19 protein-coding genes and 1 tRNA gene are annotated in these 22,962 nt (G+C 42.3%); 5 read left to right on the top strand and 15 right to left on the bottom strand.

Features of this window, described 5'->3' with window-relative positions:
• Nucleotides 1-5 precede the first annotated feature (5 nt).
• From CD03_RS0125455 to CD03_RS0125415, 8 genes are all read right to left on the bottom strand, one after another.
• Nucleotides 6-3,476 carry a DNA polymerase III subunit alpha gene (locus CD03_RS0125455; RefSeq protein WP_027296028.1) on the bottom strand — a complete coding sequence of 1,157 codons (3,471 nt, stop codon included), beginning with the start codon at nucleotides 3,474-3,476 and terminating at the stop codon, nucleotides 6-8.
• 99 nt (nucleotides 3,477-3,575) lie between these two features.
• Complete coding sequence (locus CD03_RS0125450) at nucleotides 3,576-4,547, bottom strand: CPBP family intramembrane glutamic endopeptidase (RefSeq protein WP_027296027.1); 972 nt, start codon at nucleotides 4,545-4,547, stop codon at nucleotides 3,576-3,578.
• On the bottom strand, nucleotides 4,540-5,154 hold the full coding sequence (locus tag CD03_RS0125445) for a class I SAM-dependent methyltransferase (protein WP_027296026.1): 615 nt from the start codon (nucleotides 5,152-5,154) through the stop codon (nucleotides 4,540-4,542). Before CD03_RS0125445 ends, CD03_RS0125450 begins: the two co-directional genes overlap by 8 nt.
• A 144-nt stretch (nucleotides 5,155-5,298) precedes the next feature.
• Nucleotides 5,299-5,532 (bottom strand): hypothetical protein, encoded by a 234-nt coding sequence (locus CD03_RS0125435; protein WP_027296025.1) that lies wholly within the window; start codon nucleotides 5,530-5,532, stop codon nucleotides 5,299-5,301.
• Nucleotides 5,533-5,629: 97 nt separating this feature from the next.
• Nucleotides 5,630-6,004, bottom strand: a complete 375-nt coding sequence (locus CD03_RS0125430; RefSeq protein ID WP_027296024.1) for a RidA family protein — start codon at nucleotides 6,002-6,004, stop codon at nucleotides 5,630-5,632.
• A gap of 48 nt (nucleotides 6,005-6,052) precedes the next feature.
• Nucleotides 6,053-6,889, bottom strand: a complete 837-nt coding sequence (locus CD03_RS0125425) for a CvfB family protein (RefSeq protein ID WP_027296023.1) — start codon at nucleotides 6,887-6,889, stop codon at nucleotides 6,053-6,055.
• Between the two features lie 15 nt (nucleotides 6,890-6,904).
• The gene (locus tag CD03_RS0125420; RefSeq protein ID WP_027296022.1) at nucleotides 6,905-7,618 is read right to left on the bottom strand and encodes an acyl-[acyl-carrier-protein] thioesterase; all 714 of its coding nucleotides are present in this window, start codon (nucleotides 7,616-7,618) and stop codon (nucleotides 6,905-6,907) included.
• Nucleotides 7,619-7,694: 76 nt separating this feature from the next.
• Nucleotides 7,695-7,766, bottom strand: a tRNA-Gln gene (locus CD03_RS0125415).
• A 238-nt stretch (nucleotides 7,767-8,004) separates the two neighbouring features.
• Here CD03_RS0125415 and CD03_RS0125410 point away from each other — a divergent pair.
• The 3 genes from CD03_RS0125410 (at nucleotide 8,005) to CD03_RS0125400 (ending at nucleotide 11,307) form a co-directional block, all read left to right on the top strand.
• Nucleotides 8,005-9,183, top strand: coding sequence for a cation diffusion facilitator family transporter (locus CD03_RS0125410; RefSeq protein WP_027296021.1), 1,179 nt, complete (start codon nucleotides 8,005-8,007; stop codon nucleotides 9,181-9,183).
• 16 nt (nucleotides 9,184-9,199) lie between these two features.
• The gene (locus tag CD03_RS0125405) at nucleotides 9,200-10,663 is read left to right on the top strand and encodes a nicotinate phosphoribosyltransferase (protein ID WP_027296020.1); all 1,464 of its coding nucleotides are present in this window, start codon (nucleotides 9,200-9,202) and stop codon (nucleotides 10,661-10,663) included.
• An 80-nt stretch (nucleotides 10,664-10,743) separates the two neighbouring features.
• Nucleotides 10,744-11,307, top strand: a complete 564-nt coding sequence (locus CD03_RS0125400) for a M15 family metallopeptidase (protein WP_027296019.1) — start codon at nucleotides 10,744-10,746, stop codon at nucleotides 11,305-11,307.
• A 141-nt stretch (nucleotides 11,308-11,448) separates the two neighbouring features.
• Here the strand turns inward: CD03_RS0125400 and spoVT are convergent, their stop codons facing one another.
• The 4 genes from spoVT to CD03_RS0125380 all read right to left on the bottom strand — a co-directional run bounded on the left by spoVT (nucleotide 11,449) and on the right by CD03_RS0125380 (nucleotide 14,898).
• Nucleotides 11,449-11,997, bottom strand: a complete 549-nt coding sequence (gene spoVT / locus CD03_RS0125395; protein ID WP_027296018.1) for a stage V sporulation protein T — start codon at nucleotides 11,995-11,997, stop codon at nucleotides 11,449-11,451.
• Between the two features lie 115 nt (nucleotides 11,998-12,112).
• Nucleotides 12,113-13,342, bottom strand: a complete 1,230-nt coding sequence (locus CD03_RS0125390; protein ID WP_027296017.1) for a sensor histidine kinase — start codon at nucleotides 13,340-13,342, stop codon at nucleotides 12,113-12,115.
• A 78-nt stretch (nucleotides 13,343-13,420) separates the two neighbouring features.
• Entirely contained in the window at nucleotides 13,421-14,089 is a 669-nt protein-coding gene (locus CD03_RS0125385; protein WP_027296016.1) for a response regulator transcription factor, read from the bottom strand.
• A gap of 161 nt (nucleotides 14,090-14,250) precedes the next feature.
• Nucleotides 14,251-14,898, bottom strand: coding sequence for a GTP pyrophosphokinase (locus tag CD03_RS0125380; RefSeq protein WP_027296015.1), 648 nt, complete (start codon nucleotides 14,896-14,898; stop codon nucleotides 14,251-14,253).
• A 195-nt stretch (nucleotides 14,899-15,093) separates the two neighbouring features.
• On the opposite strand from CD03_RS0125380, the gene CD03_RS34825 reads away from it, so the two are divergent.
• A complete protein-coding gene (locus CD03_RS34825; RefSeq protein WP_052377976.1) occupies nucleotides 15,094-15,741 on the top strand; it encodes a putative ABC transporter permease in 648 nt (215 codons plus the stop codon).
• A 33-nt stretch (nucleotides 15,742-15,774) separates the two neighbouring features.
• On the opposite strand, the gene CD03_RS36500 is transcribed toward CD03_RS34825, so the two are convergent.
• Nucleotides 15,775-16,656: a DUF975 family protein gene (locus CD03_RS36500; RefSeq protein ID WP_027296014.1), complete on the bottom strand. Its 882-nt coding sequence runs from the start codon at nucleotides 16,654-16,656 to the stop codon at nucleotides 15,775-15,777.
• 149 nt (nucleotides 16,657-16,805) lie between these two features.
• Between CD03_RS36500 and CD03_RS0125365 the strand changes: the two genes are divergently transcribed.
• A complete protein-coding gene (locus tag CD03_RS0125365; protein ID WP_027296013.1) occupies nucleotides 16,806-18,002 on the top strand; it encodes a metallophosphoesterase in 1,197 nt (398 codons plus the stop codon).
• Nucleotides 18,003-18,078: 76 nt separating this feature from the next.
• Here CD03_RS0125365 and CD03_RS34815 read toward each other — a convergent pair whose 3' ends face one another.
• Together CD03_RS34815 and mfd are read right to left on the bottom strand one after the other, a co-directional pair.
• Entirely contained in the window at nucleotides 18,079-19,305 is a 1,227-nt protein-coding gene (locus tag CD03_RS34815; protein WP_052377975.1) for a peptidylprolyl isomerase, read from the bottom strand.
• Between the two features lie 131 nt (nucleotides 19,306-19,436).
• Entirely contained in the window at nucleotides 19,437-22,961 is a 3,525-nt protein-coding gene (mfd, locus tag CD03_RS0125355; RefSeq protein ID WP_027296012.1) for a transcription-repair coupling factor, read from the bottom strand.
• Nucleotide 22,962 lies beyond the last annotated feature (1 nt).

Here is a 22,962-nt window from a genome sequence, read left to right as displayed (position 1 = left end):
ATTTTCTACAACTTTTCAATACTCTTTTCTACAACTTTTACGTTATTCCCCCCAAAATTTTCAGCAAGTTTCCGTAAAAGCTGCTCTTCAATCCGTACTGACCAGTTGCGTTCCAGCCTCTTAACAGACTTTGGATTTCGCACATATATGACCACGGCATCTTTCCCATCAGACTGGCGCAGCAGCCCATAGAGTGTCTCTTCTGACTTCACAAAAGTTTCTTTATCTTCAAATTGTATCCAGAGTTCCCTTGGTGCTTCTTCAAATTCCCAGATCTTTTCACAGATCAGTTTGCTGGGTTTGTCGTCTTCGGCAGAAACCCTTCCTTTTACAAATACTTTACTGTCTTCAACAAGAAGATCCTTGAACTTCTCATAATCCTTAGGAAAAATTACCACTTCCACGGTACCCACCAGATCTTCTACGGTAATAAATGCCATTGTTTTATTCGTTCTGGTGTGTTTTATCGTTTTACTAATAATCATTCCTCCGATTATGGCTTTTATACCATCCGCTACCTTTGTTACTCCAATTTCCTCATCAATCATGAAATCTGATGTTACCTGGGAGATATTTTTACGCCATCTTTCTTCATATTCCTGAAGCGGATGACCGCTGATATACACGCCCAGAACTTCCTTTTCAAAACTGAGCAGCTGCTCTTTTTCATATTCTCCTACGTCCGGCAGACGGATTTCGAATTCTTTTTTTTCTTCCTCGCTTACAAGATCAAACAGAGACATCTGTCCGGATAGGGAATATTTCCGTTCCTGATTGACACTGTCCATGATCTGTACGTAAATCATCATGAACTGCTTTCTGGTTCCTCCCAGTCCGTCCAGTGCGCCCGCTTTAATAAAGCTTTCTATTGTCCGCTTATTAACCTCTTTACCGGATAACCGCTCAATAAAATCTTTTAGAGACTTATAGGATCCTCTCTGGACACGTTCGGATACAATTGCCTCAATAACCGGTTTTCCAACACTTTTAATGGCAGACAGTCCGTATCGGATGGATTTTCCATCTGCTGAAAACGCACTTTCCCCTACATTGATATCCGGGGGCAGAATATCGATTCCCATCTGGCGGCAGGTCAGGATATATTCTGATACTTTGGTGGGATTATCAATGACAGACGTCATAAGCGCCGCCATAAATTCAACCGGATAGTAATATTTCAGATATGCTGTCTGATAAGATACCACACCGTATGCCGCCGCATGGGATTTATTAAATGCATACTTGGCAAAATCGATCATATCATCGTATATTTTATTTGCAACTTTTTCATCGATACCATTATTGATACAGCCGGCAACGCCTTCCTCTTCATTTCCATACACGAAATTCTGGCGCTCTTTTTCCATAACCGATGCCTTTTTCTTAGACATGGCACGGCGCAGCAGATCGCTTCGCCCAAGTGTATATCCTCCCAGATCCCGAACAATCTGCATAACCTGTTCCTGATATACAATACAGCCGTATGTGGGCTCCAGGATCGCTTCCAGCTGAGGGCAGTCATAGGTGATGCTCTCCGGATTATTCTTACCACGGATATACTGTGGTATAAAATCCATAGGACCCGGACGGTACAGGGATATTCCTGCGATAATATCTTCCAGACTCTGCGGCTTCAATTCTTTCATAAAGCTCTTCATTCCGGCGCTTTCCAACTGGAACACGCCGTCTGTTCTTCCGGTTCCGATGGAATCCAGCACTTCTTTATCGTTATAATCTATTTTTTCCATATCCAGGCAGATTCCAGTGCTCTTTTCTGCCAGACGAACCGCATTCTGTATTACAGTCAGAGTTCGAAGCCCAAGGAAATCCATCTTCAGCAGCCCAAGTTCTTCCAGGGTGGTCATCGTAAACTGGGTGGTAATGGAACCGTCAGATGCCCTGGAAAGGGGAACATATTCATCCACAGACTTCTGGCTGATAACAACTCCGGCAGCATGCATGGAGGTGTGCCGCGGCAGTCCTTCCAGCCTTTTTGACATATCAATCAGCGTCTTGACCTGTGAATCAGATTCATAGAGGCTTTTCATTTCCCCATTCATGATCAGCGCTTTATCTATGGTAATGTTTAACTCATTCGGTATCATTTTCGCAATGGAATCCACCATTGCATAAGGCAGATCCATAACACGGCCCACATCGCGGATAACACCTCTTGCAGCCATCGTACCAAAAGTAACAATCTGTACAACACGGTCTTTTCCGTATTTCTCCACTACATAATCAATTACTTCCTGCCTTCTTTCGAAACAGAAGTCCACGTCGATATCGGGCATGGATACACGTTCGGGATTCAGAAAACGTTCAAACAGCAGGCTGTATTTAATAGGATCCAGGGTAGTAATCCCCAGTGTATAGGAAACAAGGCTTCCTGCTGCCGAGCCACGTCCCGGTCCCACGATAATATCATGATCTTTAGCGTATTTAATAAAATCCCAGACTATCAGGAAATAATCCACATATCCCATTTCCTTAATAATTCCAAGTTCATATTCCAGACGTGACCGCAAATAATCCGTTACCGGTTGATAACGTTCATCCATACCATCAAAACAGAGCTTGTTCAGGTATTCCCAGGAGGAATATCCATCCGGTACATCATATTTGGGAAGTTTTGTTACACCGAACTCAATTTCCACATGGCAGCGGTCTGCAATTTTTTGTGTATTTTCCAATGCCTCCGGCGCATACGGAAATAAGTTTGACATTTCCTCCGGGGATTTGACATAATACTGTCCTCCCTCATAGCGCATACGGTCTTCGTCATCCAGTTTCTTTGCAGTCTGAATACAAAGCAGAATATCATGGGGAGATTCATCCTCTGCATAAGTATAGTGAACATCGTTTGTGGCTACCAGCCCGATATCCAATTCTTTGCTCATGCGCAGCAGCTGGGGATTTACCATCTTCTGTTCCGGAATCCCGTGATCCTGTAACTCCAGGAAGTAATTCCCTTTTCCAAATATGCCCTCATACCGAAGAGCCGCTTTTTTTGCATCCTCATACATACCACGCACAAGATACTTCTGCACTTCTCCTGCCAGGCAGGCGCTAAGAGCTATTATTCCTTCACTGTAAGTTTCCAGAACTTCCATATCCACACGGGGTTTATAATAAAATCCTTCTACAAATCCTTTGGATACAATCTTCATCAGGTTACTGTAACCCTGGTTGTTTTCTGCTAAAAGGACCAGGTGATAATATCTGTCATCTCCCCCGGCCGCTTCTTTATCAAATCTGGAGTTGGGTGCAACATATACCTCACAGCCGATCACCGGATTAATTCCTGCCTCTTTTGCCGCCCGGTAAAAATCGATGACGCCGTACATAACCCCATGGTCTGTAATCGCCGCACTGTTCATTCCCAATTCTTTGACTCTTGCTACATATTCTTTTATCTTATTCGATCCATCCAGCAGACTGTATTCTGTATGGACGTGTAAATGTGTAAAATTCATCTATACCTCAATTCCAGAACGTGCCTGAAAACACTTCACGCAATACACTGAAATGTCTCCAAACACGTTCAAAGATAGTTCCTGTTTACTTTATCCTTTTTAACCAATTATAATCATCTGAACAATACAGATAAGGGCACCAATAACAAAGCATGGTGTAATTAATCTTCTGTTATCATTCTGTTCTGCAGCCTGCAGTTCGCCATTAACAGTAATGCAAGACATTTCCGGTTCTCTTCTTTTGAATGCATTCCGGAAAATCGAAATAAAATGGATATCCCGATTGCAGTGCTTACTGATCCAGACAAGCACACATCCCGCCAGGGCTGTGCAGATCACTGCAGCAACTGCCACTCCCTGAAGGGCTGTTATAATATAATCAGATGACAGACTCCCGCTCTGAATTGTATCCGACACCTGCGGAACAGCCTGTACCAGTACCTTCTGCAGTTCCAGTACCACTACACTCCATGCATCAATAATAAAATGCGCCAGCATAGGCGCCAGTATGCTTCCGGTAGCCTCCATAAGAAGGCAGAATGCAAATCCTGCTACGAACGCATATAGAAACTGATTCACATTTAAATGTGCCATACCAAAGATCAATCCGCACATAACTGCTCCCTGTACATGATTCTTCCTTCGGTAGCTGCCATAAAATACCCCGCGGAACATAAATTCTTCTGAAACTGCCGGCATTACACCAACCAGAAGCAGATTCACCAAAAAAGGATTGGTATTGAGTTCCTGAGCACTGGCATTGACATGGTTTGTTACAAACAGCATGGAAAATAAATTTAAAAATGAAACCAGCGGCATCAGCAGAATGACAAACAAAACAACCATACATGCTGTAGACCATTTAATTTTCCTGAATGGAATTTCCTCTTTTACAGGTACACGCATTACAACAATATAAAACAAGATTGGAATTAAATACATCAGCTGCCCTAAGATCATAGCCATCTCTGTACCAAGTCCTGTTACAAAAAATCCGATACCATAGGAAAACAGAAAAGCAAAAATCACCATTCCCAGGAACAGCCGGTTAATATTTTTAATTTTATTCATAAAAGTCCTCGCCTGATTCAGTCACTTTTTTCTTTACCAATACATTGATCCACTCTGTATCCGGATGACTGTTTCTTGCATCCTCCGTCTTCCAGATCTCTATAATCTTAATTCCTCTCTGACGTTTTAACATGCGATACAGCGAATCTTCTGTATAGTCATGAAATAAACGCTGGTTACGGAATTCTTCAGATTCACCATAGCGAAATGAAGCATACAGGATTCCTCCCGGATTTAGCGCCTGGATAACTTTCCCCATAATGCGGTCCATATCTTTTTCTTCCACATGAAGCAAAGAAGCACATGCCCAGATTCCGTCAAACACCTCATCAAATTCCATCTCCTCAAAAGTCATATGTAAGACTTCTTTGTCAGTGTTAATCTCTGCCAGCTTACACATTTCTTCTGATCCATCCAGAGGAGTTACATAACAGCCCATTTCTTCCAGATAAAGGCTGTCCCTGCCGGACCCGCAGCCAAGGTCTAATACTTCTGCATTCTCAGGGAGGTAAGAAAGAAACTTGTCCAGTACCCCGTGCATGTCAAGATCTACTGTGTTCTCATAATATACGCCTGCATATCGCTCATAATAGTCTAATGAATCCAAAATTTTTCTCCTTTTCTTAATTGCTGATAAATTTATTATTTACTCTTTTGGTCATTATATCAAATAATGCCTGCAATAACAATAAACATTCTATAAAAATCCAATTTAAAAAAGCTGCCCCCATTGGAGACAGCTCTGCAAATCTTAGTTATTAACCATAAATGAGATTAACTTGTCGATATCATCTTTTTCATATGCTACGATTTCCAATTCCGGAATCTCGCCATTTGAAAATATGTTCGCCATAGATACGTATTGGGAAAGTTTTGATTTCAGATTCAGTCTGTCACCTTCACCTGTTACCAATTCCACTTTACCGCTGCAGCTGTCAACTACCTCAAAAAATTTTTCAATGTTGGTTATATTCTGTACTTTCATCCCCAGCTCTCCTTTCCAATCACTATATTGTATTTACAATTAAATGTCTCCACATATTACTATAAACTACTTGTGGATTAAAATCAAATATTATTTATTATTTCACTGCAACTGCTTCGATTTCAATCAGAACGTCCTTTGGTAATCTTGCAACTTCCACACAGGAACGTGCCGGATAAGTTCCGGTAAAATATTTTGCATAAATTTCATTGATCTTGCCAAAGTCATTCATGTCTTTGATAAATACCGTTGTCTTAATCACCTGTGCCGTTGATGTTCCCGCTGCTTCCAGTAAAGCTGCCAGGTTTCCAATTGCCTGCTCTGCCTGTGCTTCCACACCTTCCGGAATCACACCCGTAGCCGGTACTACCGGAATCACGCCGGATGTATAGATCATTCCATTTACTTCAATTGCCTGTGAATAAGGCCCGATTGCTGCCGGTGCTTTGTCTGTGCTGATTGCTGTTTTCATGTCTTTTCCTCCTGCTTCATCTATTTTATTATTTCCTGTGCAATTTTATTACTGAACCTTGCGGATTGATTTTTCGGTAATTTCAATACGGCCTTCTTTTAAAAGTCTGCCCACGCCCCGCTTGAAAGCATTTTTGCTCAGTCCGAATTCGCGCTTGATCACTTCCGGGGATGCTTTGTCCGTAAATGGCAGAACACCCGAAAACTCTTCTATAACACTCATGATATTCTCAGCATCCTCATCCATCTGAAGATATGCTTTTTCCCTGGTGCTCAAATCCAGTTTTCCGTCTTCTTTCACAGCCGTTACCCGGGCTTCAATGCTGTCACCCACCTGATAATTTCCTGCTGCGTCTTTTTTCGGAATTAAAGCTGAATATTTATGGTCAACTGCAACAAATACACCAAATTCTTCGCTGATCTCATAGACCACTCCGATGACATGATCGTCCTTCTTATAAGGAGAATCCGTACACAGTGCTTCATATACATTCATAGTTGCACATAATCTGCTGCTCTTATCTATATAAAGAGTAACCAGCCACTCTTCACCCTGGCGTACCCTTCTGGTCTGTTCTTTAAACGGGAGCAAAAGGTCTTTTTCCAGTCCCCAGTCTAAAAATGCTCCGATCTTCCCTACTTCTTTTACGTTCAGGACAGCCAGCCCTCCAAGTTCCAGCATTGGTTCCCTGGTGGTCGCGATCAGCCTGTCTTTTGAATCTTTATATAAAAAAACGGTCAGACGGTCTCCTGTCTTTATATCCTTTGGAACTTCTTTTCTCGGAAGCAGCACCCGTTCTTCCGTACTGGTACCATCTCCCAGATAAATTCCAAAATCCACCTGTTTAACAACTTCTAATTCCTGCTTTTTTCCTAATTCCAGCATTTCTTCCTCCATATATTACGCCTGTGCGGTAAATTCTACGATAGCATAAGGCTTTTCTTCTTCATCACAAAGAGCCGTTGTAATACGCCCTTCCTCTGCATGAACTCTGGGAATAATCAGGTCATGAAGAACTGCAGATTTTTTATATTCCACCCGAACCTGATGTACCATGAATGCTTCCGGGAGATATTCCTCAGCCATCTGTATATATTGTCCGTTATTCACATGGCGGTTAGTATCCAGGTGGCATCTCAGCACCGGAAAGGGTTCCCGCTGTTCACATTCTGCAGGTACCGGAATCTTCCTTGGGGCATAATCCATAGAAAGTTTTTCCTCCAGTTGATATCCGTCCGACTCAGCCTCGCTGATCTTAGCCGGATGACCGGTCTCTGTATCCACAAATATCCAAAGAGAGTTGGCATATGCTATTCTTTTTCCATTTTCGTCTGCAAGGGCAAAGTTTCTGCTTCCATAAAATCCCTTAAAATCATACGGCCATGTCTGCACAGTGATCTTTTCTCCAAGTTCGGGATACCTGTCCACCACAATCTGCCACGAAGAGAGCACCCATACCCGGTTTCGCTTCGTCAGATTCTTCAAACCAAGTCCGACCTCTTCAGAATGGAAAGTACTGCTGTCCTGAAAATAATTTACAATCGCATTCAGCGTCAGTTTCTGATCCATTCCAATCTCACTGTAGCGCACCCTGCTGTCAAACTGATAACTCATAATCTGCCTCCAAAACCAAAAAGGCTGCCTTTCAATGAACCTCTGAAAAGCTTCATCAAAGACAACCTGTAAATAGCTGGGCTACAAGGATTCGAACCTTGAAATGACGGAGTCAGAGTCCGTTGCCTTACCGTTTGGCGATAGCCCAATGTGTTACAACACGATGTATTATATATTACCTTTTCCAAAAAAGCAAGTACTTTTTTTAATTTTTTTAAAAAAATTTTTTTAAAGTACTTTTTTGGCGATTTTACAACACATTTCAGGGGAAAAGTAGTATAATCATACACAGATTTAAGCTGCTGTAAATAAAGCCGGAATAAAACAGCAATAATTTTAAGAAATAGAAAGGGCAGGCATGCCTGCAGTGAGCATTGGGTATAATAATGACAAATTTACTTGTAAAAACTTTTATTAAAAATCCTCAGGACACCGATAATATTATGGTACGGACCGCATACGGAACCTTAGCCGGTATCGTAGGCATTTTCTGTAATGTGCTGTTATTCATCGTGAAACTTGTCGTTGGAATCGCTCTGCACAGTGTATCAGTTATGGCGGATGCATTTAATAACCTTTCCGATGCCGGTTCTTCTATTATAAGTCTGATCGGCGTTAAGATGGCGAGCAAACCTGCAGACCAGGATCATCCTTTCGGACATGGGCGCATTGAATATATTGCTGCTCTGATTGTTTCATTTTTAGTTATTGAGGTAGGATTTACTTTTTTCAAGGATTCTTTTGGTAAAATATTTAACCCGGAGGAAATTTCATTCCAGGTGACTTCCCTGGTAATCCTGGTTTTATCCATAGGCGTAAAGCTTTGGCTGGGCTTTTTTAATAAAAAACTTGGTAAACGGATAAATTCTACTGTTATGATGGCGGCCGCCACAGATTCCATGGGGGATGTTATCACTACCTCCGTTACGATTGTTTCGATTCTTGTATTTGGCATTTTCCATATCAACATCGACGGTTATGTTGGAATCCTGGTTGCCGGTATTGTAATCTGGGCAGGAATCGGCATTGCCAAAGATACGTTAAAACCACTGATCGGAGAACCTGCCGATCCCCAGTTGTATAAGGATATCACGGAAATGGTGGAAAGCTACGACGGGATTGCAGGAAGCCACGACTTAATTATCCATAACTATGGTCCGGGACGCAGCATGGCATCCATTCATGCTGAGGTTCCAAATGACGTGGATGTTGAATCCTCTCATGAAGTTATTGATAAGGCGGAGCGGGAAGTCGGCAAAAAGCTTGGGATCTTCCTGGTCATTCACATGGATCCCATCGAAACGAAGAACAGCCGGATTCAAAAACTGAAACAGGAAGTCGACATTGTTATAACCAGTATCGATGACCGGCTCTCCTTTCATGATTTTCGTGTGGTAGAAGGTAAAAACCAGATTAATCTTATCTTTGACCTGGTCATCCCCCATGAATACAGCCCAAAACAGCAAAGCGACATACAGCTTGAAATCATCTCCCAAATAACCCACTTGGATAAACGATACCAATGTGTTATAACTATAGACAAGAGTTTCGTATCAACAAACTAAGACAAAGGAGCAAGTTATGAGTACAATGAATTTAACGCTATTAACAGATTTTTATGAATTAACCATGATGCAGGGTTATTTTAAGAATCATACGGATGAAGTAGTGGTCTTTGATGCCTTTTACCGCAAAAACCCGTCGGACGGGGGCTTTGCCATTGCGGCAGGTCTGGAACAGGTGATCGATTATATTAAAAACCTGAAGTTCAGCAAAGATGATGTAGACTACCTGAGAGGACTTGGTACCTTTGATGAAGACTTCCTGAATTATCTGGCAGATTTCCGGTTTACCGGCGATATTTATGCCATTCCTGAAGGAACTGTTGTCTTCCCAAGAGAACCTCTGGTAAAAGTAATTGCACCTATTATGGAAGCACAGTTAGTCGAAACGGCTATCCTGACAATAATAAATCACCAGAGTCTCATCGCCACTAAGGCATCCAGGGTGGTATATGCCGCAAAAGGTGACGGTATTATGGAATTTGGGCTTCGCCGTGCACAGGGTCCGGATGCAGGCGTATACGGCGCCAGAGCTGCCATGATCGGGGGATGCGTGGGAACTTCCAATGTACTTGCCGGTCAGCTTTTTGATGTACCTGTGAAAGGCACACATGCCCACAGCTGGATTATGAGTTTTCCGGATGAATATACGGCATTTAAAAAATATGCAGACCTATATCCGGATGCATGCTGCCTTCTGGTGGATACCTATGATACTTTAAAATCAGGAGTTCCCAATGCCATTCGTATCTTTACCGAAATGAAGGAAGCCGGCATTCCTCTTAAAAATTATGGAATCCGTCTGGACAGCGGTGACCTTGCATATATGTCTAAAAAAGCCCGTATCATGTTAGATGATGCCGGATTCAAAGATGCTTTTATTTCCGCATCCAGCGATCTGGACGAATATCTGATCGACAGCCTGAAAGCACAGGGCTGCAAAATTACTTCCTGGGGTGTTGGAACCAATCTGATTACCTCCAAAGACTGCCCTGCATTTGGCGGGGTATATAAGCTGGCTGCCATTCAGGATAGTAAAACAGGAGAATTTATACCTAAAATCAAACTTTCTGAAAATACAGAAAAGATTACAAATCCGGGCAATAAAACGATCTACCGCATCTATGATAAAACTGCAAAAAAAATAAAAGCCGACCTGATCGCTCTTGCGGACGAAACCTTTGATGAAGGAAATGACATGATTATCTTCGACCCGCTTGAGACCTGGAAAAAAACTAAAATCCATGCAGGAACCTTTACTCTGCGGGAATTGTTAGTTCCGGTATTTAAAAACGGGGAATGCATTTATACCTCTCCATCCGTAATGGAAATCCGTGATTACTGTAAACAGGAACTGGATACTCTCTGGGATGAAACAAAACGTTTTGTAAACCCACACGACGTTTACGTTGACCTCTCTGACAAGCTGTTCGGTATCAAGTCCGAACTTCTGGAAAAGATGAGCATGGATGCATTAAAGTAAAATTCTTATTTTAAGAATTCACGCATATATAAAAAGACTCCTTCATATACATATATAGCTTATATGAAAGGAGTCTTTTTATGTCCCAATATGATATTCTTGTGAACAGGCACCACCTTTTAGACCCCGGTACTGTTCCCGCGTCCCTTGTAGACCCCGGTGTCCCTTTTGATGCCCTTCCTGATGATCCGAAAAGGCTTCTGGAACCCCAGACTGCCAAAGCAGTAAGAGAACTCTTTGCCCATGCTGTCGATCAGGGTATCAACCTCTACGGCATATCCGGGTACCGTTCTTATTACCGGCAGATGGAGCTCTATAATCCGGACAGAAATCCGCTCTATGTAGCCCCGCCGGGCGGCAGTGAGCACCAGACCGGGCTGGCTCTGGATGTTTCCTGTTCCGCCGTGGGGCTGGATCTGACAGAAGATTTCGCGGATACTGCAGAAGGCATCTGGCTTGCTAAAAATGCACCATTATATGGGTTCATCATCCGCTATCCCAAATCGAAAGAAGACATAACCGGGTATGCATACGAGCCGTGGCACATACGCTATGTAACGAAACCTCTGGCCCATTATCTCACCATCACAGATCTTACCCTGGAAGAATACCATCAGCAATCCATCAAAATATGTTCCTGCTGATACCACTTATTCCCAGAGAAAACAAGGCCGGATATGCCTACGAACCCAAGCATATCTGGTCTTGTCCTGTAATCCCTGGCACTTCATCTTACGATAACCGGATCACCGGGTCTCCATTAGAGGAATACCACAGGCATGTCTCTATTGTTCCATTTGACGTCCCATGAATCCCGAAGCACATTTTGCTACAATCCGTTCTGTATCACCCATTTTTCCCTTCTCATCCTTGCTGATGAGAATCACAGCCCCAATAGCATCTCCCTCGCAGAGGATCGGGCTGATTACCTGTGCAAGGTTCTCTTCCATATCCTCTCCGGTTATTTTTACATAATTTTTGTCATCCCGGTTTGACAAAACATTTTCACGGTCATTGATGATTCGTTCTAATGCTTTACTGATCGCTTTACCAATCATATCTTTTTTTATTCCGCCTGCGGTGGCAATCACCTGGTCACGGTCCGTTATGCAGACTCCATGTCCTGTACTGTAAGCCAGTGATTCTGCATATTCTTTGGCAAATGCCCCCAGTTCACCTATAGGGGAATACTTCTTCAATATAATTTCGCCTTCTCTATCGGTAAAGATCTCAAGTGGATCGCCTTCTCTGATTCGAAGCGTCCTTCTTATTTCTTTTGGTATAACCACTCGACCCAGGTCGTCAATTCTTCTAACAATGCCTGTAGCTTTCATAAAATTAATTCCTCCATTTTATTTTCTCATGGTTCGTACTTTAGTACCCATGATCTATTATTTGTAAAATGGAGGAAATTATGCTTAATTTTTCATTATTTTGAATTTTTTATTTTTAAAGCAGAACAGTAAACCAGATAGACTTACCGCCTTCACTTTGTACGGATATCTTTCCTTTGTGCGCTTTTACGATATTCTGGGCAATGGATAACCCGATTCCATATCCCCCGGTATCTCTGGACCGTGATGAATCTGCCCGGTAAAAACGATCAAACAATTTATTCAGATTATCCTTTGGAAGATCCTTTCCCGTATTATATACTTCCAGCCTGACCGCCTTGCCCGCCGCCGACAAAGAAATTTTAATCTGTCCACCGGGCTCAGCATATTTAACCGCATTATCCACAAGAATTGTAACTAACTGTCGAATACTGCTCTCATCCCCATGCAGGATCAGATTAGACTGGATATTCAGATCAAAATGCTTGTTCTGCAGCTCCGCCACCGCTTCAAAAGGTGCCGCAGCTTCCAGAACCACCTCACTTACCGGAAAATTCCCAAAGATCAGCTGAATATTCTCCTCGTCCATCTTCGCAAGCGCCAGCAGATTTTTCACCAGTTTATCCAGCCTGGCTGTCTGGCTCCGGATACTGTCAACCCATTCATTTTTTCCGGTACTTAATTCCAGCACATCCGCATCCGCAGAAATAATAGCCAGCGGCGTCTTGATCTCATGCCCCGCATCGGTGATAAACTGCTTCTGTTTTTCCATATTCTCAATAACCGGCTGAACTGCTTTTTTCGACAGAATGAAAATCAGAATGAAGATCAGCAGCAGACAGGATATTGCAATTACAAAAGATAAAATTGCGAACAGCGTCACCATCTGTATCTGGGACCGGCAATCTACGAATACGGTCAGTGTACCGAATTCCTTTTCCACAACCATAAACTTATATATTCCATTAAAACCGCTTTTCCTGCCGGTTTCCAATACCTTTGCGGTATATTCTTTAGCCTCCGTCTCGGAAATCGCTGCAACATGACTGGTGTCTGTCTGTAATACTTTGCCATCCACCCCGCATTCCACGATGAAATAGCGCGTCTCATACTGGGTTTCTTCTGTCATTTCAAAACCAAAACCCACATTCAGTTTTTCGGACTTATCCTTCTCAAATTCCGGAAACCTCCCGTCATTTTCTGATAAAACATACAGGACGCCATCCATCTTCCTGTTCATCTGATAAATGTTTGCTGCATTAATTACACCGATTAACAATATCATCACAAGCGCCACCGCCCCCATGGTAATTAATATAAACTTTTTTTGCAGCTTTTTAATCATGTTTATACCTCCTGCATACCGCAGACGGGTCTGTGGTACTGCACCAATAGAAAGTTTGAAATGATTTTTGTTTCAAACTCATTCCTCCAGTGTATAGCCTACGCCCCTGGCTGCCTTAATTTCCACATTTGCATTAAGTGCAGCAAGCTTTTTGCGCAGGTAGGATATATAAACCCATACCACATTCATCTCTGACTCTGAGTCATATCCCCAAATCCGCTCCATAAATTGTTCCGTAGAAATTAATCGCTTTGGATTATTCATTAAAATCTCCATCATCTGGAACTCTTTATTTCCCAGACGAAAGGATGCATTTTCACCGGACAATTCATAGTTTGCTTTATTTAATGTTATATTTCCGATTGTTATGGTACTCGGTGTAAACTCTGACTGCCTTCTCATCATGGCACGTACCCTTGCCAGCAGTTCTCCCATGGCAAATGGTTTTGTAAGATAATCATCTGCCCCCAGATCCAGTCCGGCAATGCGGTCCTGAATCTCCGATTTCGCAGTAAGCATCAGCACCGGAGTTCCAATTCCCCTTTTTCGAAGTTCCTCTAACACTTCCAGTCCGTTCATCTTAGGCATCATAATATCCAGAATAATCCCATCATAGTTTTGCGCAAATCCGTAATCTAATGCATCGGCTCCATCATACACCGCATCTACCGAATAATTATTATGTTTTAAAATGGCGGCCAGCGCCTTTGATAAATCTATCTCGTCTTCCGCTAACAAAATTCTCATGTATCTGCCTCCGTTTTCCCATATAGCGTGTTTGAATATAACTTTCTGACAGCTGCTCTTCACAGTTTGCGGGAGTTTGTCCCGAATGAAGAGCACGTTTTATCCACTATACACCATTTCTATGTAAAATCTGTGTACCTGCCCGCTTTTTTCTGGCATCATCATAAATTATCTCCATCCTCAATCATATCACGGATTGTCTGCAGGTTCAGATCGGCTGATGCAATTTCATCTGCGCAGCGCTTTAATTCTCCTACGATCATTTCCTGGTTTGCAATACTTTTTTTATATTTCAACTGGTGCTCCAGGCTTGCCCAGCAATCCATTGCAATGGTTCTTATCTGGATCTCACAAAACACCCGGCAGATTCCATCCGCCAGATGAATGGGCACTTCCACAATCATGTGGTAACTGCGATAGCCGTTTGGTTTTGGATTTTGAATATAGTCCTTTTCTTCCAGCACCCGGATATCTGACTGTTTATGCAGCATCTTTGCAACAAAATACACATCATCCACAAAAGCGCAGATAACCCGGATTCCCGCTGCATCATACACTTTTGACATGGCATTTTCCCGTGTTGGTTCCAGTCCGTGACGTAACAGCTTTTCTCTCATGCTTACCGGTGATTTAATTCTGGATTTGCAGTATTCGATAGGATCCCGGTTATGGTGTGCTTTGCGGTATTTCCGTATGATATCAAGTCTTGACGTCAGTTCTATGACCGCACCTTCCAGTAATACCAGGGAATCCTGGTAGAAATCACAATCCTGCGAAAGTGCTTTTTCATCTATTGCATATTGAAACATGTACGATACCCCCAATTTTATATTTACAAAGGAGATTATAACTGACCAACCTTAAAATAACTTTAAAGAAACCCATTTTCGTTTCCTTTTCCTGCACAATTTAGAAAAGACAACATATATGTATTGTCAAATGTGTAAGTAAGGTGATAAAATATATTTACAAAACATCATTGCAACTTACAAAGGAGAAACAAAATGGCAAATGCTGTAACGGATTCTATTGATACCTTTTTTGAGGAACATCACATAGAACCGCCGCGCTTTGATTACAATATGAAATACAGTCTCACCACTCTGATTCTTTTATTTTTCAGCTTTTCTTTTATTGGATGGATATGGGAAGTGGGGCTTCACATCGCCCAGGCAGGTGAATTTGTAAACCGTGGGGTACTGTTTGGCCCCTGGCTTCCAATTTACGGAAGCGGCGGCGTTATGATACTGCTCCTGCTGCGCAGATTTTTCCACCGTCCTGTTCTCACCTTCTTTTTAAATATGTTCCTGTGTTCCGGAATTGAATATTTTACCAGTTGGTTTTTGGAAACAACCAAAGGTGTCCGCTGGTGGGATTACAGTGGTTATTTTTTGAATGTAAACGGACGGATTTGTCTGGAGGGCTCCGTAATTTTCGGACTTGGCGGATGTGCTATTATCTATTTTCTGGCACCCTTCCTTGGAAATCTTTATAAACGTATCATACCATTTCTGAAAGTACTGATCTGTATCATTCTGATTGCTTTATTCAGTCTGGATACCGCTCATTCTATGATACATCCCAATACCGGTGAAGGTATTACGGATGATATGAAAGTCAGGGAACTTCCTCCGGCAAAACCGAAACATTAAAAGGCGAAAGGACTAAGCAGCCCTATCGCCTTTTTACATTTTTTCTGTCATTTCATTTCTCAGCGTCATATACAATTCTGCAAATGTGGCACCCCGATATCCATTGGTAAAAAATATGGATACCAGTCCAAACGTAACAACGGACAGCATTTCCCATCCCAAAAATGATAATTCCAAAATAAAAGTACGCCACTTCTGCCCTTTCATCATTTTTTTGGAAAGCTGAAACGCTTCTCTGCGGTCAATCTGAGGATTTTCAGCCAGAATATATGGAATCATCAGATATTCATAATACTTTATGATCCCACCCACAATTGTCAAAAACCATAATCCGGTAAATAATGACCGGAAGAACATTACCTTGACAGCATTCCAATATCTGCCCCTGCGAAACAGAAACATAATTCTTCCTATTCTGGTGCGGGACTCCATCCTGGTTTCCAGGAAAAAGCGTTTTCCCCCAACCAGCAGCAGGTTCGTCACCAACAGTGTAAATGCCAGTTCCCCGCCGGCTGCAAATATAATCAGCAACCCTTCTAAAACCGGATAACGGTCAAATAAGTCCCCGTCTGCGCGTACTACTTTGAATACAAATGATACCGGCGCCGTAATAGTATTAAAGGGAGAAGATATCATCTCATCAATCTTCGGATCAAACAATGGCTGATTATTTTCTTCTCCCCGTATAAGCCTGCGTAAAATCTCCCAGTTGTCCACCCGGTTCTCCGGCTTCACTACCTCCACATCACGTATCTGCCTGACCTCTTCCCGCTGGCTGTACTTGTGGATAGATGTGGCAGATGAACCGTATTCCGCTCCCATGAACGCAAGAATAAAACAGACCGCTACCGCAGCCCAATAATTCTTTTTCAGCACCTTTTTCCCTTTTTTCTTAAGTTCTTGACGCGTCCACATATATTTAAATTCCACCCATCCGTCTTCAATCTGTCTGTTATATTTTTATTATAAAACAACTTTTCTGACTTCGCAACTGAAACCCCGTGCTTTTTTTTTGATTTTGTGTTACAATTTTTCAAACAAAACAGAAAAGAGGCTTAAGTATTATGATTGCATTATTCTTATCACCAATTTATCTGTTGGTGAACTTTTATATTCTTCGATGGATATTGAAATGGATGGGGTCATGTACCCATTACTTTAAGAAAAAATGGTTTCGGGTTGTATTTATTGCAGCTTATATTTTTGTATCTACTTCCCTGTTAACTGCTTTTCTGATTACAAAACCGGTTGTAATTCACCGATTTTTAAAGACGGTAAGTAATTTTTATCTGGGAACATTTCTATACATCCTGCTTACTGTCGCTATCGTAGATCTGATTCGTATAATACTGCGCCATTTGAAATTTATAGATCAGGAAAAGCTTCGCTCCCGCAGAACTTTTGTGCTGACCGGCACAGTTTGTGCCGTGGTCATTATCTCTCTGAGTGTCTTTGGCACCCTGCATGCACGGCATCTATATCATACCAGCTATCAGGTGACCGTAGATAAATCCTGCGGCACTGACCAGTCCCTGAAGATCGCTCTGGTAGCGGACATGCACCTTGGCTATAGTATAGGCAGCTGGCATATGAAGCAGATGGCTGATAAAATTAATGCAATGGAACCGGATATTGTTTGTATTGCCGGAGATATCTTCGATAATGAATTTGAGGCAATTAAAAATCCGGATGAGATTGCCCGGACTCTGCGCAGTATCAAAAGTAAATACGGTGTTTATGCCTGTTGGGGAAATCACGATATTGAAGAACCGATTCTTGCCGGATTTACCTTTGGCTCTCAAAAAAAGATTGGTGCAGATACGCAGATGGTAGACTTCTTAAAAGATTCCGGTATTACGCTTCTGACCGATCAGACAGTTCTGATCAACAATAATTTTTATCTGACAGGACGGGAGGACTACTCCGTTACCAAAAAGGATAAAGAAACCAGGAAAACCCCTGCTCAGTTAACGGAATCCTTAGACAAATCAAAACCAATCATTTTCATTGACCATCAGCCAAAAGCCCTTCAGGAAGCTGCGGATGCAGGTGTTGACCTGAATCTCTGCGGCCACACCCACGATGGCCAGATGTTCCCCGGTAATCTCACTATTGGTTTATTGTGGGAAAATGCATACGGATATCTGAAGAAGGACAACATGCATAACATCGTCACATCCGGCGTCGGGGTCTGGGGACCGAATATGCGTGTGGGTACCAAAAGTGAGGTTGTGGAAATTGATGTTGCATTTACCAAATGATTATAATAGTTCCTTTTCCTAAAAAAGAAGCGCCAGTGCAGCCTGACGCTTCTTTTTTCTGTCTGATATATTTTTCTTACTCAGCAGCTTCCGTTGTTGCTGCTTCTGTTGTAACTGCTTCTGTCGTTGCCGCTTCTGTCGTTGCTGCTTCTGTTGTCGCTGCTTCCGAACCAGCCTCAGTTGTTTTCCCGGATACCGCTTCCGAAGATTTTTCACTTCCGGCAGCCTCCGTAGTTCCTTCACTTCCGGCTTCCGTCGTATTGCTCTGTGCTTCTGTCTCAGTCTGCTTTACGCTAACCTTATCTGTAAAATTAATCTTGCCCCAAACCTTATCTTCTACTTTGAATTCAGCCTTTTCTTTCCAGGCTGTGTAAACTTCTTCGTATTTGTCACTCTTTCTCTGGTTGATAATGGTTTGTTTCTGTGTCTCTGTAGCCTCTTTGTCAAAAGTACTCTTCATCTGCACAACATAATATCCGCTGTCTGTTTCAATTATGCTGTCTGCTGTTTCTCCGTCTTTTAACTTGTCTGCAGCTGTCTTTACTTCATCCGGTAACGTTCCGTTGTCTGTTCCATAAGAAGCGGTGGAAGCTGTCTTTTCTTCATCTACTTCTTTTACGGCTGCTTCCATTTCTTTTCCGCCCTTTACGGCATCTAATACTTTCTGTGCATTGTCTTTTAACGCTTTTTTCTCATCGTCTGTTAAAGATTTTGTTGTTCCATCCGCATCTGTGGTATCAGCGGTACTGAATAATACATAGGAAACCGTCTTCTGAGCCGCCTCATCATCGGATACGTTTGTATCTGCTTTTGCCTCAATTGCTTTTTTCATCTTGTTGTTAATCGTATAAAGTGTTAACACCCTGGAAACCGTCTCCTGGGATGCTGTTAATTCCTCAATCGTTTCTTCTGAATTCTCTTCCATAAACTGCTTTGCAGAGCTTTCAATTTTTGCTTTTTCTTCATCGGTAACCGTAATATCATAATCTGCCATATGTTTCTCTAAGATCAGCATTTCTTCCAGACTGTCCATCATCTGGGTTTTAAAAGTTGTACCATATGGGGTACCGCTTCCCATGAGATCCGTATTCCACATATCTTCACCAAACATGGAACCATAAGAACTCTGCATCTGAGCCTGATTATAACGAAGCATAAAATTAGCAATTCCGAAAGGTACCTTTTCCCCGTCCAATGTTGCCACTGTCGCATCTGCATTTACATTTCCACACCCTGTCAGGGACGCTGCTGCCATACAGATACAGATTCCGGCAGCTACAAGTTTTTTACCTAGCTTATTCATAAATAAGTTTCCTCCTAGAAAGTCTCAATTCCTTATATTATAGCCTGTTTTCAAAATCACCGCAATCCTTTTTGTTCATTTTTCATCTAAAGTTCACTTTTTACCCCATCATTTTCGTAAATTTTCGCTCTTTACTTTCTTAACATCAGAATATCATTCAATATATCCCTTACCACCATAAGAATATCATCGTTATCTTTCAGGCTTTTTCTTGGCTTACTGTAAATAAAATACGGGTTGGCTTCAATGGTGAACTTTACTTTTCCATTATAGCGCTTCAGCATTTCCTCAATCTTCACCGGATCTACGGAAGCCCGCTCAAACATGGTGAACTTAATAAAGTCACCCTTTTGTGATATTTCCACCACAAAACCTTTATGAGCCAAAGCTTTCAAGTTAGCGATCATCAGAAGGTTCTGGACTGATTTTGGCGGTTCTCCAAAACGATCCATCAGTTCTTCTAACATATCATCGTATTCTTCTTCACTTTCAATTCCGGCAATCCTCTTATAGATGTCCAGTTTCTGGAATTCACTGCGGATATAGCGTTCCGGTATAAATGCATCAATATCCAGATCAATTGTTGTCTCATAGGATTCTTCAATTGTCTTTTCGCCTTTTAATTCACGTACCGATTCCCCAAGCATTTTGCAGTAAAGATCATAACCAATCGCTTCCATATGTCCATGCTGTTCTGCTCCCAGCAGATTTCCTGCTCCGCGGATTTCCAGATCCCGCATGGCTATTTTAAAACCGGAACCTAGTTCCGTGAATTCCTTGATTGCGTGAAGCCGCTTTTCCGCTACTTCTTTAAGCATCTTATTGCGTTTATACATCAAAAATGCATATGCTGTACGGTTCGACCGCCCCACACGTCCTCTCAACTGATAGAGCTGAGAAAGTCCCAGGGTATCGGCATCATGAATAATCATGGTATTAACATTGGAGATGTCCAATCCTGTTTCAATGATCGTCGTTGACACCAGCACGTCAATTTCTCCGTTAATGAAATCAAACATAATTCGTTCCAGTTCCCGCTCCTTCATCTGCCCATGGGCAAATGCTACATTTGCCTCCGGCACCAGTTTTGCTATGGTATTGGTCATTTCTACAATGGTATTTACCCTGTTATAGACATAATATACCTGTCCGCCTCTGGAAAGTTCCCTGTTGATTGCCTCTCGGACCATTTCATCATTGTACTCCATCACATAAGTCTGTATCGGCATACGCTCCATAGGTGCTTCTTCTAATACACTCATGTCCCGGATACCGATTAAACTCATGTGCAGCGTCCTTGGAATCGGTGTAGCTGTCAGAGTCAGAACATCTATATTATCTTTTAATTTCTTTATCTTCTCTTTATGGGTTACCCCAAAACGCTGCTCTTCATCAATAATCAGAAGCCCCAGATCTTTAAATTCCACATCCTTAGACAAGACTCTGTGGGTTCCTATTATGATATCTACCATTCCTTTTTTCAGGTCTGTTATCGTCCTTTTCTGTTCAGCCGAGGTACGGAACCGGCAAAGCAGATCCACACGTACCGGAAATTCCTTCATTCTCTGAACAAATGTATTATAATGCTGCTGCGCCAGAATTGTGGTAGGCACCAGATATACCACCTGTTTACCTTCCTGCGCCGCTTTAAATGCCGCCCGGATGGCAATTTCCGTTTTACCGTATCCCACATCTCCGCAGACAAGGCGATCCATGATCTTAGTGCTCTCCATATCCTTTTTAGCTGCTTCTATTGCAAGCAGCTGATCTTCCGTCTCCTCAAAAGGAAACATCTCTTCAAATTCTTTCTGCCAAACCGTATCCGGACCGTAGATAAAACCCTCTCTCGCCTGTCGTACCGCATATAGTTCCACCAGGTCTTTTGCAATATCTTTTACCGCACTGCGTACCCTGGTCTTTGTCTTATTCCATTCCTGGGTACCAAGTTTATTCAGTTTTGGCTTCTTTGCATCGGAATCCGCATATTTCTGGATTACATCCAGCTGGGTTGCCAGTATATAAAGATTGCTGCCACCGCTGTATTCAATCTTCATATAATCCTTTGTGACCCGGTCTACCTCTACTTTTTCGATTCCCTTGTAGATACCAAGTCCATGATTTTCATGAACTACATAGTCTCCTACGCTCAGTTCATTAAAACTTTCTATCTTCTGGCCTTCAAAGCTCTTGCGTTTTTTCTTCTTTTTCTTCTCTTTTCCAAAAATGTCACTTTCGGAAATAATGACAAACTTAATCAGCGGATATTCATAACCTCTGTGGGTATATCCATGGGTTACCAGAATTTCTCCCGGCTTCACTTTCCTGTTCAGATCTTCCGTATAGAAACTGTTCAGGTCATATTCCCTGAGATCTTCTGAAAGGCGCTTTGCCCTGGTTCTGGAACCGGACAGAAGTACTACCTGATAACCGTCTTTTTTAAATCTTCGAAGATCCTGCACCAGAAGTTCAAAGCTGTTATTATAGGGATTTACGGATTTCACATTCATGTGATGCATATTTGTGATCTTCCAGTCCCCTTTTGCCGTTTCCAGCGTACAAAGTGCCAGGCAATTGCGGTTATTCAGCCTGCCTATAATTTCATTATAGCTGTACAGCACTTCCGTCTGCCCGGGCAGTATATATCCCTTTGCCAGACGGTTCATCATGCTTTCCCGGAATTCTTCCTCTACTGCATAACCTTCCTCTTCCAGATGATTCGGCTCATCCAGGAAGAAAATCGTATCCTTTGGATCAAAATACTCCAGGAAAGACACATCCCTGTCATAAAAGTAATGGATATAGCTGTCCAGTCCGGTGATGCCCCGGAAATCCGTCAGCCTCTCCTTAATTTCTTCTGTCAGTTCCTGGATTCTGTGTGCTTCTTCTGTCTTCATCTGCTTACGCAGTGTCTGATAGAGTTTCTTAGACTCCTCTTCGATCTTTTTCAGCCCCTGCTCCAGATGCTTCTTGTCTACAATTACTTCATTCGCCGGATAAACTTTGATTTCTTCCAGGTTTTCAATGGATCTCTGGCTTTCCACATCAAAACTCCGGATCGAATCTATCTCATCTCCCCAAAGCTCAATACGGATCGGATTCTCTTCTGTCAGGGGATAAATATCCAGGATTCCGCCGCGGACTGCAAACTGTCCAAAACCTTCCACCTGGCTGCTTTTCTCATAACCCATTCCGATCAGTTCTTCAGACAGCTGATCCAGTTTTAGACTACTGTCATTTTTCAGACAGAGCACATGCTCTGCAAAGTACTGAAGCGGCAGCAAATGATCCATACATCCGGCGAGGGTTGTAATTACCGTAACCTGTTCATTTTCTAACAGCGCCTTCATGACTGCTATTCTCTGCTGCCCGATGAGATTACTGTGAATATCCGCATTATAAAAAATTAAATCCTTTGACGGATACAGCATGACATTCGGATCAAAAAATTTGTAATCTTCATAAATTTCTTTTGCTTTTAAATCACTGTAAGTAAGGATGATTTTCCTTTGGAAACCATCCCCTGCACTATACATAAAATGTGATTTTTGCGAATCAATACAACCAGATACCTGAAGTACTCCCTGATGATACATTAGCTCCCGCCTGATATCCTCAAACTCGCTTAAATTTTTTAGTGGACTTGTAAAAGTCTTCATC

Origin of the sequence: Robinsoniella sp. KNHs210 (genome assembly GCF_000686105.1) — a bacterium.
Classification (GTDB): Bacteria; Bacillota; Clostridia; order Lachnospirales; family Lachnospiraceae; genus Robinsoniella; species Robinsoniella peoriensis.
The sequence above is the reverse complement of the archived record's forward strand: the minus strand, read 5'-3'. Positions and strand labels throughout refer to the sequence as shown.